The sequence below is a fragment of the Vibrio sp. T20 genome (assembly GCF_007858795.1).
Taxonomy (GTDB): Bacteria; Pseudomonadota; Gammaproteobacteria; order Enterobacterales; family Vibrionaceae; genus Vibrio; species Vibrio satsumensis.
On record NZ_VFEB01000087.1, the window covers coordinates 268,931 to 288,722 of the forward strand.

Genomic DNA, 19,792 nt, shown 5'->3' on the forward strand with positions numbered 1-19,792 from the left:
AAAATGACACTAGAATCAAAACATACCCTAGTTGTGGAAGGTGGTGCAATGCGTGGCATCTTTGCCGCTGGGGTACTAGATGGCTTTATCGACCACCAATACAACCCGTTCGATTTCTGCATCGGCGTCTCTGCGGGCTCAACTAATTTAGCCTCTTGGTTATCTAACCAACGCGGCCGAACCTATACCATTATTTCCGACTACTCATGCCAACCTGAGTTTATTAACTTCAAGAAGTTTGCCAAAGGTGGACACTTGCTTGACCTCGACTGGCTTTGGGATCATATCGCACAACACTATCCATACGATATGGAAACCTTCGATAAACAACCGCTCCCCTTTCAAGTCGTGACCACGGATGTTGAAACTGGTGAACCACTCTACACGCAGGGTGAAAAGAGTAACCTAGAAGAACTCCTCAAAGCTTCCTGCTCTGTCCCTATGGCCTACCGCACGCCTTTGAGAGTAAATGGTCGAAAGATGATAGACGGTGGAGTGGTCGATTCCATTCCAGTGATTGAAGCTTATAAACAAGGGGCGAAACAGATCACCGTGATCCTCTCGCAAAAGCAGGGTTACAAGAAGCGCCCACCGAAAGCACCTTGGATATTACGTCGACTGATGAAAGAGACACCTCAGCTGGCTGAGGCAATGATCACGCGTGCAGAGCAATACAATCAAACCTTAGAGTTTATTGAGAACCCACCTCATGATTGCGCCATTAAGGTTATCGTACCGGACGATAGTTTTGCTGTCGGACGGTTAACCACAGATAAAGACAAGCTTGAAGCCGGTTACCAAATGGGGCTTAAGGCAGCAGAGCGATTCGTTACACAAGAATAAAGCAGTTACTCAATGTCAAGCGGCCTGTTTTAATCTCCGTTCTCTAGCTGTAAAACAAAAAGCGAGCCACATAGGCTCGCTTTTCAGTATATAGTTTTAAGCTAAATTACAGAAATTCTACCGACTGTTGAGCAATCAAAAATCGAACGTTAGATTGAAATCGATACTATTGTAATCTGAATTATCAAAGTAATAGTTATAAGAAACTGTTGGTTTGACCCCAAATACAGAGATGGTGACACCTGGGCTCAGATAATGAGAGTAGCTATTATCGCCATAACAGTGAGGCTGACAAACTGGAAACTTTGCTAAATGAGGCGTCCATTTTTTGTAATGTGTCATTTGATGGGTGTAGGAGAGCGACAGGGATAACCACTCGTTCACGTCATAAAAACTACCGAGGGTTTTATCTAAAGAAATGCTTTCATCTCGAACAAAAATACGTTCTTGGTCTATATATTGAACGGTAAAGTCAGTATAGAAAACAGCATCTTTCCAAGCAAAAGCACTAAATAACCCAGAGTTGTACACCTCTACGTTATCCAGGTTACCACCAACAGCAACGGTCACCTCATTGTAGATTAAATCGGCGAGAATGAAGGAATAACCAAATCCTAACTCGCCAAAATGATCACTATCGTACTGCCCGAATACACGCCAAGTCTCGTTGAAGTTGTGCGAACCATAGAGTGTGTAGGTAAGTTCATTATCATTGCTCTGTTCGAGATAGTTTTGCTTGCTAATCGAGATGTTAAAAGTGTCCCCCACGTAATCAGCCACATCTTGCCAATCAGCTTGTACAGAAAAAGGGAAACAAATAAGTGCGAGCGAGTATATTTTATTCATGTTGAAACCGTATTTAGATCTCAATCCATGAGAGCTGTTATTTATTGATAGCAATGATATAAGCAGCGAAACAATTGGAATATTGAGCAATACGAAAAAGCCTATTAAGGTAAACTTAATAGGCTTAAAATGGGGTGGACAATCCATTGTCCTACATGAACTCATGGGCTCAGTTAATAAGCATTACAGCTAGAAAACAGGAGACCTAAAGACAGTCGAAGTCTAGTTGTAAAGAGGGCCAATAGTTACTTAACTAAACGTGCTTGAATGCGAGCTCTGATGTTACTAAGTTGCGATTGGTCTAGATTCTTTAACTTTGAACGGTCGATATTCTTTAGGCGCTCGCCTTGACCAAAATCAGGATCAGTAACGATACGGTCTTTGATTTCTGTTTTAATCTGATGTTTGACCCACTCAGCACCATTCGCTTCGATACTCATAAGAAGTCTGATAGCTTGAGCATTACGTTCAGCACCTAAAGAATCTTGATTACGACCTGCAAACTTTTGTAGTCCGTCAGTCGTAAAATCTTTGCCATATGCAGCATTGATAGCACTTGTCACTTCATCCCATGAACCAACGTGATTGTATGCGTCGTTCATAAGCGTTTGTAGCATTGATACATTGCCATTCAGCGTTAGGTTGTTCATTAGAATGATTTGTTTACCAGTCAACTCACCTCCTGATAGCATTGTGAAAGCTATCTCGTTTTTTTCTTTAACGGAGATACCGCTGAAACCAGACTGCCAATCAAGATAGTCGCCCATCATTTCAAACCCCGCTTCTTTAGCTAGAGCTTCGAGAGCTTTCTTATCTTGGGTGAACTCACGATTCTTGATGCTATCATTGTCATAATCCGCCCATTGCGGTGCATCAACTCCCCATTCTGGAGAATTGTCTAAATCAGGAAGTTCTTGTCCCCAATTATTATCTACGTCTACTTTGTAAAAACCACGATCGTGTCTCCAATGGTAAGTCGTTTGACCATCAGAAGATGTGAATGTCATATTGTGGTTGCCAGCATTACCTTCGCGGTAAGTAATCGTAGCGCCTTCATATTTAGAGTTGTTATTGAGTGTTACGGAATAAGTCGTTGCGCCATTATCATTGACTGATGTCGTGATTGAACCTAATGGCTCATTGTTTGCATTGCGTAAGCGAGTACCATCATTAGCTATGTAAGCCACTACTTCGCCATTATTCATCAGAGCTTTACGACCTTTTTCGTCTTCACTAACAGCCCATTGTGCCTTAAGATCACTATCTGGCTGAATTGGTTTGTTATCTACATCGGGTAATGTCTTATCAATTGCATTAATTAATTGACGTTCTTGGATGTTAGCCAGTACATCTGCGCCAGTCTTCACCGTTGCCCAATTACCAGTTCCGTTACCTTGCTCTTTCTGAACCCAAACTTCTCCACTATAAGTTCGGTGCAGGTTGTAGTTTTCACCTTCTACAGAGAACGAGATATTACGCTCGTCGGTACGATTAACATTGTGAAGCTTAACGCTCTCACCGTTCACCATTGTTATCAATACATCGTCGCCGGTTACATGGAACGTAGCGCCCTCTGAGCCAGTAATTGTGAAGTTATCCTTTGATATTACATCGAGAGTTGCAGTGCGAACTTCTTCACCGTTAACGTACATGTATGCAGTATCACCGTGCGTGATTAGATTGATATCACGAGGAATATCGTTATCTACATCCGGAAAACCCGGTTTATTGTCTACTTCAGGTTTAATTGGTGAGTTGTCTACGTCAGGTAATGTCTTATCAATCGCATTAATTAATTGACGTTCTTGGATGTTAGCCAGTACATCTGAACCGGTTTTAACGGTTGCCCAATTTCCAGTGCCGTTACCTTGTTCTTTCTGAACCCAAACTTCACCATTGTAAGTACGGTGTAGATTGTAATTTTCACCTGCTACGGAAAATGAAATATTACGCTCGTCGGTACGATTAACATTGTGAAGCTTAACGCTCTCACCGTTCACCATTGTTACCAATACATCATCGCCGGTTACATGGAACATAGCGCCCTCTGAGCCAGTAATTGTATAATTACCTTCTGAAGTAACATCCAGAGTAGCAGTGCGAACTTCTTCACCGTTAACGTACATGTATGCAGTATCACCGTGCGTGAGTAAATTGATATCACGAGGAATATCTTTATCTGCATCCGGAAAACCTGGCTTGTTATCAATACTTGGCTTAATAGCACCCTGTTCGTAATTTGGAGTATCTAATAATTTGTTTGATGACGAGCTCGAAGACCCACTAAATAAAGCCGCTGTAAGACCAAGAGCACCGGTACCAATAGCTTTCCAAACACCAGATTCATCTTGCTCGTAAACTACACCGTTTAGCTCCACTACCTTATTATTTTGTTCATTAAGTTTAGCAAGCGTCGCAGCATCAATATTATCCATTTGAGATTGGATCGCTTTTTCAGTCGCTAAATTTGCTAATTCAACATCCACACTTTGTGCAATAACATTACTTGAAAATGCAGTTGTAATTAGAGTTGCTAAAATTGTTTTATTCATGTTCATGTAATTAAGTCCGGTAAATATAATTAATTTCAAAATACTATTTGTTTTCGGACCATCCTTGGAAGCGATGAGTGAATATTAACGACTTCGGTTAACTATGAATCTTCGCCAATATTTAACTGGCTATTAAGCTGCACTTAACAAGTCAAACTAGCAACAAAAAACATTGTTATTCAGTTACTTAAAATAAAAAGCCAGAAAGTTAAAATACAAAAAAAGGGCTAACACATGGTCAGCCCTTTTATTTATTGCTATTTATTTGATGTACAGTTATTTCCCTTTCACTTTATACATATTATCTGCTTGTTCTTTTACTAATTCTGCATCAATAGGAAGATACATTCTTACGAGGAAGTTACCACCTTGCTCTACGGTTGCATTCCCCATACCTGTCTTGCAATTGGTAGTGAATGAAAGTGAATTCCCATTATCTTTCATTTCAGAATGGGGAATATAAAAATCATTTTCATGAATCCAACCATCCGCACCATAAAAAGTTGCAGATAGATAGCCGTTATTTTTCCAATCCAAAGCCGGTTTTTCTATCGTCCAAGTTTGGCACTTTTCTGAAGTGACTTGCAGGGGAACATATTGAGCAGTATCCATTGGTAAACCTCCCCATCCATATGCAGCGGCATAAACGTAGTTATGTGGGTCAACGTCTTCTAGCGTTTTTCCGAAAGCGTTGTGCCCAGCAATAGGCTGCTCACCAGAATTGACCTGACGAACCAATTCATCGCGAAAAGCAATAACTTCATCGGCATCAAAGCCTTTTGACGGATATGGCCTTGCAGCGTTCGCTTCAAACTGAAGCTGACTTTGGCGACGCTTGGTGTCAGCGTGGTCACCGTTGTCACGCGTTCTCGCCAGCAAGTAGACATACTCACCTTGAATATCATCAGCATTGACTTCAAGGGTCTCGCCATTTTTTACGACTTGGTGAAAGAGATGATGCTCATCAATAATGTGAATGATCTGAAAATCGTCAGAATCAGGTACAGTAAACGTTGCACCTTTACTGACGTCAACGATGGCAATTGAGTAGACGACATCGCGATTTGAACGGATGACTTGCTGATTGTCTATGCTGACCGGATCATCATGCATCCATGCGTTCACACCGACTTTTTCTTGTACGCCAGTAAAGTACCAATCAGATTCAGCAACAACGTAGTTGTTCATTGTTACAGGCGCTGCCACACAACTAAATGCACTAATTAGAGATAAAGATAGAATCGTTTTTTTCATAAATTGACTCGCTGATTCAAAGATTAATATGTGTTCCTAATCAAACCCATCCGAATCAGCGACATTGAATATTGAACAATTGCTGACCCGTATTCCATTACATTTGCTTACTACTCTAATCAAGCCACTGAACTTAGAATATTTGAATATATGTAACTTGCTGTTAAGCTGAACTTAATACGTCTATTGGTAGAAGGAACACCGATGAGCAACGATAAGTTTAAGAATCTTGACCTAAACCTCCTCAAGCTTTTTTCTGTTGTATATCAGCAACGTAACTTGAAAAAATCTTCGGAGTTGCTGTTCATCTCTCCTCCTGCAGTCAGCCAAAATATAAATAAACTGCGAGATCATTTTGAAGATGAGTTGTTCGTTAAAACACCAAAAGGGTTTGATACGACACCTTATGCTGACAGCCTTTTCTTGGCCCTTTCTCCCGCTTTAACTCAGCTCTCAAATGCAGTGAATACACACGGTGAGTTTAAACCTAGCGAACTAGACGGCACTATTACTGTAGATATGGGTCAGCAAATCATTCCTTGGCTCTCACCGATGATGTTCACTGAGATCTCAGAACAATGTCCTAACGTTACGTTTGCATCTCATAATATGACAACTGAAACCCCTTCAATGATGAAAACGGATCAAGTAGACCTTGCCGTTCAATTTCAGTTTTCGAATACAACGAAAGATATTTATGAGCTACCTCTTGGCGAAGTAAATTTCGTTGCCGTAGTGAGAGAAGATCACCCTTTCAAGAAAGAAACTGCGACCATAGAAGAGCTTTTGGAGTACGACTTTGCTCTTGTTGAAATGCCATTTTTTAATACCTTCCATACATCACTGATTGAACAAGTTGTCGCTAATAAAGGACTAGAGATAAATGTTGTCCATAGAAGTACGTCAGCAATCAGTATTCGAGAGATTGTACTAAGAACAGACTTAGTTGTTCCGGGGCTAGAAAACTTTGTCAAACACTGTGGAGAGGGGCTCAGAGCGATAAAAGTAACGAATGTCGAAGAACTAACAACTCTACGATTATGTGCCTATATCCATAAGAAAAATAGAAAGAGTAAGAAACACTTATGGCTGTATGAAATGATAAAGTCTTTAGTCGATTCTTAAAAACTGACAAGCCTTTTGTAGACTGGTATCACGTAAACGAGTAATAGGGCTCGTCATACCAAACTCGAAACCATACCGACGTACAAACAAAAAAAGCGAGCCACTTGGGCTCGCTTTTCAGTATTTAGTATTTAGTATTAAGCTAAATTACAGAAGCTCTACCGACTGTTGAGCAATCACGAACTCTTCATTGGTTGGGATAACCATTGCTACTGCGTCTAACATTTCAGACTTACCGATGATGCCTTCTGCACCAAAGCGAGCCGATTCGTTACCCGCTACATCTTCAACGAAACCAAGAATCTTAAGGTTGTTTAGGATTTCACGACGAATTGGTAGAGAGTTCTCACCGATACCACCAGTAAAAATGATGCCGTCTAAAGAATCTAACGTTGCAAGGTAAGAAGCAATGTACTTTGATACGCGGTAAGTAAACACCTCAAATGCAAGCTTAGCGCCTTCATGGCCCTCTTCCATTGCCTCTAAAATGCCACGAGCATCGCTCGTAAGGCCAGACACGCCAAGGAAACCAGACTCCTTGTTTAGAGAGTTGAAGACTTGCTCTTGTGACCAACCTTTCTTAAGTAGATACTCGATGATGCCTGGATCCAAGTCACCACAACGTGTGCCCATCATAAGGCCAGAAAGTGGAGTGAAACCCATAGAAGTATCAACACTGTTACCGTCTTTGATTGCACATACAGACGCGCCGTTACCTAGGTGAACAGAGATGAAGCTCGCCTCTTCGACTGGCTTGTTTACCATCTTCGCAGCTTCACGGCTAACGAAGTAGTGGCTCGTACCGTGGAAACCGTAGCGACGTACGCCGAAGTCTGTATATAGCTCTTTTGCGATTGCACCAGTGAATGCACGTTGTGGCATCGTTTGGTGGAAAGCCGTATCAAATACAGCAAATTGAGGTAGAGAAGGGAAAGCTTCAATCGCAGCACGGATGCCAATAGCACCGGCAGGGTTATGAAGTGGAGCTAGGTCAGATAGGCTTTCAATTTCGTTCGTTACTTCTTCAGTAATACGAACGGTTTGAGTGAACTTCTCACCGCCGTGAACGATACGGTGACCGATAGCAACGATATCAGCAGTGAAGCCTAGATCTTCCATCAGGCCAACTAGTTTGCCAATGGCAATTTTGTGGTGGTTATCCTCACCTTGAATGGCAATTTCAGTTTTCTCGCCTTGATATTTCCAGCTCATGCGAGCATCTTCAAGACCAAAACACTCCCCTAGGCCACTCAATACTGCTTCACCAGAAACAGAATCAATGACAGCAAATTTTAGGGATGAACTACCCGAGTTAATAACCAGAACAAACGAATTAGACATTGGATATGGATCCTGTTTCAGTACGAATTGGATGAAGTATTTACTTCAATTTTAGTTAAGCCCATTATTCAATAATTTTTGAATCTTTCAACTTTTGTTTTGGAAAAATCACTAAATGAACACAATTAAGTTGATCTTAGTCATCAAACCATTTATTTCGAGAGCGAAATTAAAAAATAGTTGAATAAGAAAGTTAGCGAACAAGTAACGCAAACGAGTGCTCACGTTATTTTTAACTTGATTGAGTTAATTAGAGCGACTCGAATAAATGTAGGTAATACGCCTAGAAAACAACCACCCCTTCCCTTTCGCCTTCTTAGCATTACCGACAACTTCTTACTCGAAATCTCAATTTCTCAGTGTTTACATCAAAAAGATCACAGGTGTGTTGAGAATAATGAACGACAGAGCCGATCTTCTTTTGATTGCCTTCGAGCACAACGGTTCGAATATGCGTATGTAACGTCGCTTAGATAGCCTTCACTCTTTGTTTCGGCATCTTGTAGCACATTCTTTTGGTAAAGGCTTAGAACGCGATACAGCTAATTTATTGGCACTCAGATAAGTTATAGGCGTAAAGCTTAGTTGAAGTAAGCTGACTACGTATATCGAGCCAACAAAGGCTTAAGTTCAAATAGCAGGCACAAAAAAGCCGAGCATTACGCTCGGCTTTGAAATTCAGTGTCTAGACTAAAGAGTCTAAGCGACAGGTTGATTAACCTTCGTTGCGCTCTGGACGACGACCACGGTTACCACCGCCATTGCCGTTACCATGACCACGTTCGCCACGGAAGTTACCACGGTGATCGCCACCACGGTTACGGTCGAAACGACGTTCGCCATCACGTCCGCCAGCAGAGTTACCATCGCGAGCACCATCACGGTTGCCACGGTATCCACCACGACCGCCTTCACGGTTACCACCTTCGCGGTTACCATCACGGTTACCACGGTAGCCGCCACCATCACGACCGCCACGACCGCCGCCACGGTTGCCATCACGACCGCCGCCGCCACGACGAGGCTCACGGAAGTCGTTGAAATCAACAACAACAGCGCCAGCTTCTTTTTGACGAATACGTAGTTTGCTCAGCTTACCAGCAGTTTCAGAGTTCATTGCTTTTGGCAGTTGAACGTAAGTAGAACCTTGGTCTAGCTTGATTGCACCGATAGAACCTTTAGTTAGGCCAAGTTCGTTTGCTAGTGCGCCAACGATGTCTTTAACCTGAACGCCTTGCTCACGGCCAACTTGTAGTTGGTAAGTATCCCAATCTTGAGTATTGAAGTTGCGACCACCACCGTCACGGCCGTTGTCACGATCTTCACGACGCTCTTTACGACGGTTCTTATCGCGCTCAATAGCAGCGATCATTGGGTCTTCACCAACGTAGAATAGTGGGCTCTTACCTTGCTGACGCTTAAGAAGCATTGCAGCTAAAGTAGCAGCATCAACTTCTAGAGACTCTTGAAGAGTAGAGATAAGACCTGCAAAGTTTTCTAGTGCTTTGCTTTCTTTCTCAGTTTCAAGTTCAGCGCCAAGCTTAGCAACACGTGCAGCAGCAACTTGGTCACGTAGAGGAAGTTGGATTTCTTCCATAGATGACTTAGTTACGCGCTCGATTGTGCGCAGCATGCGAATTTGGTTAGTGCGAACTAATAGGATCGCTTTACCTTTACGTCCAGCACGGCCAGTACGGCCAATACGGTGGATGTAAGATTCAACATCGAATGGGATGTCGTAGTTAAATACGTGAGTGATACGTGGAACATCAAGACCACGAGCTACAACGTCAGTTGCAACTAGGATGTCGATAACACCTTGTTTGATGTGGTCAACAGTACGCTCACGTAGAGACTGAGGAATATCACCGTGCAGTGCAGCAGCTTTGAAGCCACGTGCAGATAGCCAATCAGCTAGACGCTCAGTGTCTTGACGAGTACGTACGAATACGATTGACGCGTCAGTTTCTTCAGTTTCTAGAAGACGAGACATTGCTTCGTCTTTTTCTACGCCTTTAACAACCCAGAAGTTCTGCGCTACTTTATCAACTGTGTGGTTAGTACCAGCAACGTCAACTTTAGCCGGGTTACGTAGGTAACGGTCAACAATAGTCTTAACCATTGGAGGCATAGTTGCAGAGAAAAGTACACGTTGTGCAGATTCTGGAGCTTGCTCTAGGATCCAAGTAACGTCATCTACGAAGCCCATTTTTAGCATTTCATCTGCTTCATCAAGAACAAATGTGTGTGCTTCATCTAGGTGTAGACGGTCACGAGTTAGTAAGTCTTTAACACGACCTGGAGTACCAACAACAATGTGAGCACCACGGCTTAGAGCACGCATTTGGTCAACAATTGAAGCACCACCGTAGATTTCAATAACTTTAAGACCTTTGATGTCACGGCCAAGGTTTTTGATTTCCGCAGCAACTTGAATCGCTAGCTCACGAGTAGGAGCCATGATGATTGCTTGTGGTTTGTGTTGGTTTAGGTTGATTTTGTTAAGTAAAGGCAGAGAGAATGCTGCTGTTTTACCAGTACCAGTCTGTGCTTTACCTAGTGCGTCACGGCCTTCAAGAAGAAGAGGAATAGCTGCTGCTTGGATTGGAGTTGGAGAAACGAAACCCATGCTATCAAGAGCTGAAAGAATGTTATCGTTTAGGGCTAATTCATTAAATTGAATTACAGATTCGGACATTGGGATCCCACTATATATAAGTAAACAAAAGGTCCCGGGAGCTCTATCAATTCCAATACTGATCCAATCAGATACTGATTCCATTCAGAGTTACGAAGCAGTAATAAAACACTTCAAGCCATTAGGGACGTCTAAGGGAGGCGGATTATTCCCTAAATGCATAAAAAAAGCCAGAAAAAATTGAAATACATCACATATTTTTCGGTTTTCCATCAATACTGGCTATCATATCGTCAAAACTTGATGAATATCTCGTCAGGGCGATAGAGTTCGACCAAATTGATAGAGTTAAATAAGAGGGTAATTAATTTACGCTCACTTCGGCTTTAAGTAGTAATCGTGCCTCGCAATGATTATAGTGTGCTCAATTGTTCTCGTTAGATAAAAGTCAAATGTTTCAAGATAATCCTCTACTCGCTCAACTCAAGCAGCAAATCCAAGAAACCCTCCCTAAAAAGGAAGGCACTATCAAAGCCACTGAAAAAGGTTTTGGTTTTCTCGAAGTTGATAGCAAAACAAGCTTCTTTATCCCGCCTCCGTACATGAAGAAATGTGTGCACGGTGACAAGGTGATTGCCATCATTCGCACAGAGAAAGAGCGCGAAGTAGCAGAACCTGAGGAATTGATTGAACAAGGCCTTACTCGCTTTATTGCGCGAGTTAAGCTTTTCAAAGGCCGCTTGAACGTTGTTCCTGATCACCCGCAGCTAAAAAAACTGCAACTTAAAGCGAAAGCAAAGAAGGGTCTAAATCCTGAAACGCTTAAAGAAGGTGATTGGGTTGTTGCTCATATCGTTCAGCACCCATTAAAAGGTGACAATGGCTTCTTGGCTCAGATCTCTGAGAAAATCACAGACGCTGACGACAAGATTGCACCTTGGTGGGTAACGCTGGCACAAAACGACCTACCAAACAGCGAACCTGAAGGCATCGACAACTGGCTAATCAACGACGACGCCGATCTTGAACGTGTAGACATGACACACATCCCGTTTGTGACTATCGATGGCGAAAGCACAAAAGATATGGATGATGCGCTTTACGCGAAGAAAAAAGAGAACGGTGATTTTGAACTGACAATCGCAATTGCTGATCCAACGGCTTACATCTCTCCAGATGACGCGATGGATAAAGTGGCTCGCGAGCGCGGTTTCACAATCTACCTTCCTGGCCGTAACATCCCAATGTTACCTCGTGATCTTGCTGACAACCTATGTTCACTGATCGAAAATGAAGTTCGCCCTGCTCTTTGCTGCACAGTAACGGTATCTAAAGATGGCGTTATCGGCGACGACATCAACTTCTTCGCTGCAAACATCAAATCTCATGCTCGTCTTGCTTACGACAATGTATCTGACTGGCTAGAAACTGGTGCATCAGAGAAGTGGCAACCATCTGAAGAGATCGCTGCGATTGTTTCTGATCTTCACCAATTCGCTCAAGCACGTTCAGCATGGCGCTCAGCAAACGCTGTTGTGTTCCCAGATCGCCCTGACTACCGCTTTGAACTTAGCGAAGATAACGATGTTGTTGCTATTCACGCAGATATGCGTCGTAGCGCAAACAAGCTAGTAGAAGAGTCTATGATCAGCGCGAACATCTGTGCGGGCCGAGTACTAAAAGAAAACTTCAACCAAGGTGTGTTTAACTGCCACTCTGGTTTCAAGGCTGAGAAAGTCTCTGACGTTCTTGAACTGGTAAACCCGCAAGCAGAAACACCGTTCACTGAAGAGCAGATCGTTTCTCTAGAAGGTTTTGCTACTCTACGTCGTTGGTTAGGTTCTTTAGACAACAGCTACTACGACAACCGTATTCGTAAGTTCCAAGCGTACAGCGAAATCAGCAATGAGCCTGCGCCACACTACGCGATGGGTTTAGATATTTACGCAACGTGGACTTCTCCAATTCGTAAATACGGCGACATGATTAACCACCGTATGCTGAAAGCGCATATCTTAGGTAAAGCACCAATTCAAACACCAGATGAAACCATTGGTGATGAACTTGCCCTTCACCGTCGCCACCACGGCATGGCTGAGCGTAATGTTGGCGATTGGTTGTATGCTCGCACTCTAGCAAATGCTCCAGCAGAAGAAACTCGCTTCCAAGCAGAGATTTTCGATATTAACCGTGCAGGTATGCGTGTGCGTCTACTTGAAAATGGAGCTGCTGCATTTATCCCTGGATCTCTCATTCTTGATAATAAAGAAAGAATAGAGTGCAACGGTGATATGGGTACTGTATCTATCGATAAAGAAATGGTATACAAACTAGGAGACGTTTTAGAAGTAGTTCTCTCCGAAGTTAATCAGGAAAACCGTAACTTAGTAGCTAAACCTACTCAAGTATTTGCGGACTTGCCTAGCGAGCCTGAAACAACAAACGAAACCGAAGCTTAGACCTTACAAGGCTAAAAGCCTCAAAGGTTCACTTCTAAAGGCGCTATTAATTAGCGCCTTTTTTGTAAATGTCTCATGCTTAAACAATACTTAAAAAAAATAAGCAATCAATTTACAACGTCAAAGAAGCGAACTATGTCATCAATCACTGTTACCCAATTTAGAAACTTCATACCTAGGAAGCGAGAACGTTACCCCGCCTCTAAAAACGGTATTTTCATAGTATCAAAGGGCAGCATTTCTTTCGTGTTACCCAATGGCACTGAAGCCTCGTTACAAGCGGGGGATTTTACGATCTACAATTCAGGACAGATTAAAGACATCACGGTTAACACCGAAAATGGTGAATTTAGCGCAACCTGTGTAGATTTCGATCTGACCATTTTCCAGAAATTCATCAATAATTTCAGCGATTTAGAATCCACTCGAATCCCAGACAAGTACATTAAGTTCAATCAAACTGACACCGAAATCTGTCAACTAAAAGGACTCATCATATCGCTTGCAAATTCATCAACTAAGAATGACTACGCACTCACTCAATTAGGCTTAGGCTTGCTTTCTCTGATGGTGGAACAGCACCCTGCTCTATTGGTTATCATTGCCCGAGCTTCAAGGTTGACCGTGACACAAAAAGTTATCCATTACATTGAACAGAACATAGAAAATAATATCTCACTCGATACTCTAGCCAGCTATATGGGGATGTCACCAGCCACACTTAAACGCCGTTTATCGGCCGAAGATCTTTCCTTTTCAAATCTATTAAAGATCAAGCGAATCGCCCACGCGGCCACTCAGCTCAGAACATCGAATAAATCTATCACTCAAATTGCTTATGAATCTGGCTTTAAAAGCGCGGCTCACTTCAGCACTGCTTTTAAGACGTATCACGGCAAGGCACCCAAAGACTTCCGTTCGTTAGTCGCACAAGCTCAAACACAAGGCTTAAAGACTCAAATTTAAACATATTGAAGAAAGTATTGAGTGGAAGGTGGTGTAAACAAGTTAACTCTGGGGTTACGCCACCCGCAATTGTCGGAACCCATTGGTTATGACCAGAAGTATGATTTAGGATCTTTTTCTATCTCAGCCAGAATTGCATCAAGATCCTTCGATTTAGGAAGGTAGGGATAAGGTCCCCAATTCACGGAATCAGTTTCAGCATCGCCTTCAAGCGGCACCATCACCAACCAACAAGATAACGATTCATCAAAGGTCACGCAGGCAATCTCGTTTGTATAATCACTGTGAGATGAGTCGAGTAGATAATGCGCCTGAGAAAACAGCACTCCCCCCTCACACTCTTCATATAGGGATTTGCCTAACTCGACAGGTAAACTGCTATTCCGAGATGTACAGAGCCTCTCAGCCCCAATTAAAAGACGATTCAGTTCGATATGAATGACGGACATAACACCCCTTGTAACTTCATAGAAACTTCTAAGTAGTGAATTCCTCTACTTAGCTTAGGACTCAACCAACATTTTAGCGAACAAGCGTAAACAAAATACCCGCATTGCTCCCAGAAACGAATCTTGCTTTCGTAAACCCCACTAGCTTTCACCCATCAAGCTAACAACGACATATCGAGCATATAGAATTTCACAAAAATGTCATATAACCGACCTATCATAGCCGGCAAATGTTATTAACTAGGAGTTGTTTATGTTACGAGTCGCGCTTGCCTCTCTTTTATCCTTAGCCCTGTCTTCTCACACTGCTTTTGCACAAGAAACCAATATTTCGGGCTCCACTTCTGTATCACGTGTGATGGATGTATTAGCTGAGGAGTACAACAAGACTCACCCTGATAACTATATTGCGGTTCAAGGCATTGGTTCTACAGCGGGTATTACCATGGTTAATAAAGGTGTGGCTGACATCGGTATGAGCTCGCGTTATTTAACCGACCGCGAGCAGGATGAGAAATTGAAGGTATTCCCAATTGCCTTTGACGGCCTAGCAGTCGTAACCAATCGTTCAAACAGTGTAAGCAACGTTACACGTGAACAGTTGTTCGATATCTACAAAGGCAAAATCACAAACTGGAAAGCAGTAGGCGGTGCGGATCAACCTATTGCAGTGGTGACTCGTGAAGCTTCTTCTGGTTCACGTTACAGCTTTGAGAGCTTGCTTGGTTTAACCCAAATCATTAACGACCGTCTAGTGTCGGACATCAACCCAAATAACTTGGTTGTAAACAGCAACAGCATGGTAAAGACGATTGTTAACCATAACCCGCATGCTATTGGTTTTATCTCGGTTGGTTCTATCGATCGTTCGATCAAGGCAATCACATTTGAAGGCGTAGAGCCGACATCTAAGAACATTGCAAACCACAGCTATGAACTGGCTCGCCCATTCTTGTTGCTGCATAAGACAGACTCTGTTTCTGACGAGAGCAAAGACTTCATCAAGTTCGTGAAGTCGAAGCAAGGACAAGATCTTATCGAAGAGTACGGTTACACTCGCATTAAATAAGTGAGATAGTTTTATCTTATGAAAACAAAAAGAGAGAGCATTAAGCTCTCTCTTTTTTGGAATCTATATGGTTCGTTTAAAAGTGAAGTTGAATCACCGAAACGATCACAGCGCCAGGACGACGAATACCTTCGATTTCTACGCGAATTTCGCGCTCAATCTCTAGCCCTTTCTTAATTGGCGTTACTTTTGTTAGCGTGCTTTTAGCTCGAACGTTACTGCCCGATTTAACAGGATATGGGAAACGCACTTGGTTAAGGCCAATGTTTACGACCATCTTCGCCGTTGGGAATTGAGACTTGTCAGGGTCGACACTGTCAGTCAATCTAGGAAGCAGAGATAAAGTTAAAAAACCATGTGCGATGGTTGTTTTGAACGGAGAGTCTGTTTCTGCTTTTTCAGGCTCGGTGTGAATCCACTGCATATCTTCAGTAACAACACCAAACTGGTTGATACGGTCTTGGCTGACATTGATCCAGTCACCAGTATGGATAATTTCACCGATCTGCTGATTAAGCTCATCAAACACAAGCTGTGCTTCTGGCTTTAACACGATCGGTTGTTCTACTGGCATTTCTGGTGCATCTTCATTTACAGCAGGTTTGTGATGATCACGAACCCACGCAAAGAAATGGCTATTTTGCGTGCGATTTAGAAAGTCACCCCAGTAATCTCTAAGAGCTGGAGACATCCATTGCATAAACTCTGAGTGTTGCGAAGACATGCTATCGCCTCGGTGTTTAAATAAATCAATGACTTTCATAAGAACCTCAATGCACAAAAAATTTCAATATAACTAGGTAATTTTGAAACACTTCACACTATTGTGCAAATGTTTTCGAGCATACACTCGTTAGCTGAACCTTGTTAATTCCATATTAAACAAAGACTTAATAATAAAACATCATTTTATTACAAAACCAAAATTAGAGTGTTAACTCTATCACATAATAAACATTTGATTATATAAATAGCGATTTTATTCATTAGTGGAATAAAGAAAGGCTTAGCGCAATGCTAAGCCTCAGTTTTTATAAGGAATTAATTTTCCAAGGGTTACTCTTGTAAGGGACTAATCATGCAAGACATTCAGTTCCCTATTCGTCATCCAGTGGAATCAACTTGGTATTGCCACCGTGTGCCTTCTCACGCTTACGCTGTACGAATGCATAGAAGCCAGGGATTAGGAACGTACCCGCTAACAACACACATAGCAGACCACCAATCAGAGAAATACCCAGAGAGTTCTGGCTCACGTGACCTGCGCCCGCAGCGAAGATAAGTGGGAAAATACCCAATATGAATGACCAAGACGTCATGTTCACAGCACGGAAACGCAGCGTACCGCCCTTCACTGCTGCATCTTCGATTGGTGCGTCTTTCTCTTCACGTTCCACCTTAGCAAATTCCACGATCAAGATTGCATTCTTCGCGGCCAAGGCTATCAAGAGGACCAAACCAATTTGCGCATAGAGATTCAGTGGTGTGCCTGTCAGGTTCAACGCCAAGAAGGAGCCTAATGTTGCGACAGGTACCACTAGGATAATCGCAATCGGTATAGTCCAACTCTCGTATTGAGCCACCATGAACAAGTAGATGAAGATCAGCGCCAATGCGAACGCAAAGATCGCTTGGTTGCCTGCGAGTACTTCTTGGTAAGCCATACCTGTCCATTCGTACTGGTAACCTTGTGGCAGAACTTCTGCAGCTACACGTTCCATCGCCACAATCGCATCACCACTTGAGTAACCCGGCGCTGGTTGGCCTTGGATCACTGCACTGCGGTACATGTTGTAACGCCATGCTACATCAGGTTCGAAGATCTGGTCGTAAGTCACCAATGTGCTTAACGGGATCATCTCGCCATTAGACGAACGCACGTGGAATCGTTGTAGGTCATCCATGCTGCTACGGTGTTCACTGTCAGCTTGCATGGTGACACGGAAGTTCTTACCAAACATGGTGAAATCATTCACATACAGAGAACCTAGGTTACCTTGTAATGTTTGGAAGATTTCCGACAACGGAATACCAAGTTGCTGCGCTTTCTCGCGGTCAATGTCGACATAGTAGTGAGGTACATTGGCACGGAAGGTACTGAAGGTATGTGATATCTCAGGCTGTTTAGTGGCCTCAGCAATCACGTCATTCATAACCATCGCTAGATCAGTACGGCTACGACCTAATGTATCTTCTAGAACAAACTCAAATCCAGACGCTGCACCCATACCTGGTACTGCTGGAGGTCCCATTGCAAACACGATAGCTTGAGGTAATTCAGTGGCTGCTCGGCCATTAATACGTTGCGAAATTGCTTGCGCAGAATGTTGACCATCCAGTGCGTTACGCATCTCCCAATCGTGGAGCTTGATGAACATCGACGCACCATTCGAAGCAGAAGCGCCTGTCATGAATGCATAGCCGTTAACCAGTGTTACACCGTCAACGCCAGGCTCTTGTTCAACCATCTCTAGCAACTGCTTCGTCACATCCTCGGTACGAGACAGTGAAGCCGCATCCGGAAGTTGAACGTTAACCAGTAAAATACCCTTATCTTCTTGAGGTACGAACGCCGTAGACGTGGTTTTCGCGAAGTAAGTTACCGCTGCTAGCGCCACAACGAAGAAGGTAAACAGCAGAACACCCTTTTTCACAAGGAAGCCTGCAATTTGACCGTATTTGTTGGTTACTGATTCAAGACCACGGTTAAACGCTTGGTACCAACGAGCCGTATTACCACCGCCCTGCTTAAGAACTAATGAACACAATGCAGGTGACAGTGTTAGAGCATTAATAGAAGAGATAACAACAGCGATACAGATAGTTAGAGCAAACTGACGGTACATGATACCGGTAATACCTGGCAGCATAGCTACTGGAATGAATACCGCTAACAGTACCAACGTCGAAGTAACAATCGGACCCGTTACTTCCTTCATTGCGATAAGCGTTGCTTTACGCGGTGAGATCGTTGGGTCTTTGGCCATCGTGGTATCAACGTTTTCAATAACCAAGATCGCATCATCTACTACGATACCAATCGCCAATATCAAACCAAATAGAGTCACCGTGTTGATGGTAAAGCCTGTCATCTGCATGACCGCAAAAGTACCAATCAAAGATACAGGAATCGCAACCACCGGAATCAAAGTCGCACGCGCACTACCTAAGAACAGATACGTTACCGCGATAACCAGTAAGATCGCTTCAATTAGCGTTTTTACTACGCCTTTGATCGACTCTGCAACGAAGAGTGTCGTGTCATAACTCGCCTCATAAGCAACGCCTTCAGGGAAATTTTTGCCTAAATTATCCAGCATCGCCATCACCGCTTTACCACTTTCCAGCGCGTTAGCGTCTGATTGAAGTGACAACGTTACGATTGAAGCGTCTTGACCACGGTATTTACCATTGCCATCGTAGAACTTTTTGCCAAGCTCAACGCGTGAAACGTCTTTTAAATAAACCGTTGAACCATCTTGGTTTGCACGAAGTACAACATTTTCAAACTCATCAGCCGTTTCTAGTCGGCCTTTGGTTACCAAGTTGAACTGCACTTCTTGTGCGTTGTTGTAAGGTGCTGCACCAATACGACCAGCCGCTACCTGAACGTTCTGTTCAGCCAAGGCGCGATTCACATCAGAGGTGGTTATATTGAGGTTAGCCATTTTCTCAGGGTCTAACCAAACACGCATCGCGTATTCGCCACCACCCAATACGTTAACTTCACTGATACCCTTTACACGGGCCAATTGGTCTTTAATGTTCAAGTTCACGTAGTTGATCAAGAATTGATCGTCATACTCTCCGTTCGGCGAGTAGAAGTTCAATACCATCAGCAAGTCAGGAGAACGCTTCTTGACCGTTACACCCACCATTCTTACTTCTTGTGGAAGTTTCGATTCGATCTGAGCAACACGGTTCTGCACGTTGACCTGAGCCATATCAGCATCAGTACCGACATCAAAGGTCACGTTAAGGTTGTATGAACCATCGTTAGCACTTTTAGAGGACATGTAGATCATATCTTCTACGCCGTTAACCGACGTTTCTATGGGGTCGGCTATCGCCTGCTCCACCACTTCAGCACTTGCGCCCGTATAGAATGCAGACACACTGACCGACGGTGGGCTAATTTTTGGATATTCAGCCACCGGCAAGATAGCGAGAGAAATCGCACCCGCCAGCGTTAATATGATGGATATAACAAGGGCAAACTTAGGCCTTTGAATAAAGAAACGACTCAACAT

The 19,792-nt window shown here is 43.2% G+C and carries 13 protein-coding genes; 5 read left to right on the forward strand and 8 right to left on the reverse strand.

The annotated features are described in order from the left end of the window. The first annotated feature begins 3 nt into the window (after nucleotides 1-3). Nucleotides 4-843 (forward strand): patatin family protein, encoded by an 840-nt coding sequence (locus tag FTW16_RS09580; protein WP_146490854.1) that lies wholly within the window; start codon nucleotides 4-6, stop codon nucleotides 841-843. Nucleotides 844-978: 135 nt separating this feature from the next. Here FTW16_RS09580 and FTW16_RS09585 read toward each other — a convergent pair whose 3' ends face one another. The 3 genes from FTW16_RS09585 to FTW16_RS09595 form a co-directional block, all read right to left on the reverse strand. After that, complete coding sequence (locus FTW16_RS09585; protein WP_146490855.1) at nucleotides 979-1,689, reverse strand: hypothetical protein; 711 nt, start codon at nucleotides 1,687-1,689, stop codon at nucleotides 979-981. A 245-nt stretch (nucleotides 1,690-1,934) separates the two neighbouring features. Next, on the reverse strand, nucleotides 1,935-4,247 hold the full coding sequence (locus FTW16_RS09590) for a hypothetical protein (protein ID WP_186728046.1): 2,313 nt from the start codon (nucleotides 4,245-4,247) through the stop codon (nucleotides 1,935-1,937). 270 nt (nucleotides 4,248-4,517) lie between these two features. Further along, a complete protein-coding gene (locus FTW16_RS09595) occupies nucleotides 4,518-5,495 on the reverse strand; it encodes a DUF1254 domain-containing protein (RefSeq protein WP_146490857.1) in 978 nt (325 codons plus the stop codon). A gap of 204 nt (nucleotides 5,496-5,699) precedes the next feature. Here FTW16_RS09595 and FTW16_RS09600 point away from each other — a divergent pair, with 204 nt between their 5' ends. Further along, entirely contained in the window at nucleotides 5,700-6,620 is a 921-nt protein-coding gene (locus tag FTW16_RS09600; RefSeq protein WP_146490858.1) for a LysR family transcriptional regulator, read from the forward strand. A 147-nt stretch (nucleotides 6,621-6,767) separates the two neighbouring features. On the opposite strand, the gene FTW16_RS09605 is transcribed toward FTW16_RS09600, so the two are convergent. After that, nucleotides 6,768-7,961: an acetate/propionate family kinase gene (locus FTW16_RS09605; RefSeq protein ID WP_048661156.1), complete on the reverse strand. Its 1,194-nt coding sequence runs from the start codon at nucleotides 7,959-7,961 to the stop codon at nucleotides 6,768-6,770. Nucleotides 7,962-8,676: 715 nt separating this feature from the next. After that, nucleotides 8,677-10,743 carry a DEAD/DEAH box helicase gene (locus tag FTW16_RS09610; protein ID WP_146490859.1) on the reverse strand — a complete coding sequence of 689 codons (2,067 nt, stop codon included), beginning with the start codon at nucleotides 10,741-10,743 and terminating at the stop codon, nucleotides 8,677-8,679. A gap of 308 nt (nucleotides 10,744-11,051) precedes the next feature. Here FTW16_RS09610 and rnb point away from each other — a divergent pair, with 308 nt between their 5' ends. Together rnb and FTW16_RS09620 are read left to right on the forward strand one after the other, a co-directional pair. Beyond that, complete coding sequence (gene rnb, locus FTW16_RS09615; RefSeq protein WP_146490860.1) at nucleotides 11,052-13,058, forward strand: exoribonuclease II; 2,007 nt, start codon at nucleotides 11,052-11,054, stop codon at nucleotides 13,056-13,058. Nucleotides 13,059-13,193: 135 nt separating this feature from the next. Then, nucleotides 13,194-14,024, forward strand: a complete 831-nt coding sequence (locus FTW16_RS09620) for a helix-turn-helix domain-containing protein (protein ID WP_146490861.1) — start codon at nucleotides 13,194-13,196, stop codon at nucleotides 14,022-14,024. Nucleotides 14,025-14,110: 86 nt separating this feature from the next. On the opposite strand, the gene FTW16_RS09625 is transcribed toward FTW16_RS09620, so the two are convergent. After that, nucleotides 14,111-14,473, reverse strand: coding sequence for a DUF3024 domain-containing protein (locus FTW16_RS09625; protein ID WP_146490862.1), 363 nt, complete (start codon nucleotides 14,471-14,473; stop codon nucleotides 14,111-14,113). A 253-nt stretch (nucleotides 14,474-14,726) separates the two neighbouring features. Between FTW16_RS09625 and FTW16_RS09630 the strand changes: the two genes are divergently transcribed. Then, nucleotides 14,727-15,542, forward strand: a complete 816-nt coding sequence (locus FTW16_RS09630; RefSeq protein WP_146490863.1) for a phosphate ABC transporter substrate-binding protein — start codon at nucleotides 14,727-14,729, stop codon at nucleotides 15,540-15,542. Between the two features lie 76 nt (nucleotides 15,543-15,618). On the opposite strand, the gene FTW16_RS09635 is transcribed toward FTW16_RS09630, so the two are convergent. Together FTW16_RS09635 and FTW16_RS09640 are read right to left on the reverse strand one after the other, a co-directional pair. Continuing rightward, nucleotides 15,619-16,305, reverse strand: a complete 687-nt coding sequence (locus FTW16_RS09635; RefSeq protein ID WP_146490864.1) for a MaoC family dehydratase — start codon at nucleotides 16,303-16,305, stop codon at nucleotides 15,619-15,621. A 334-nt stretch (nucleotides 16,306-16,639) separates the two neighbouring features. Beyond that, nucleotides 16,640-19,792, reverse strand: a complete 3,153-nt coding sequence (locus FTW16_RS09640; protein ID WP_146490865.1) for an efflux RND transporter permease subunit — start codon at nucleotides 19,790-19,792, stop codon at nucleotides 16,640-16,642.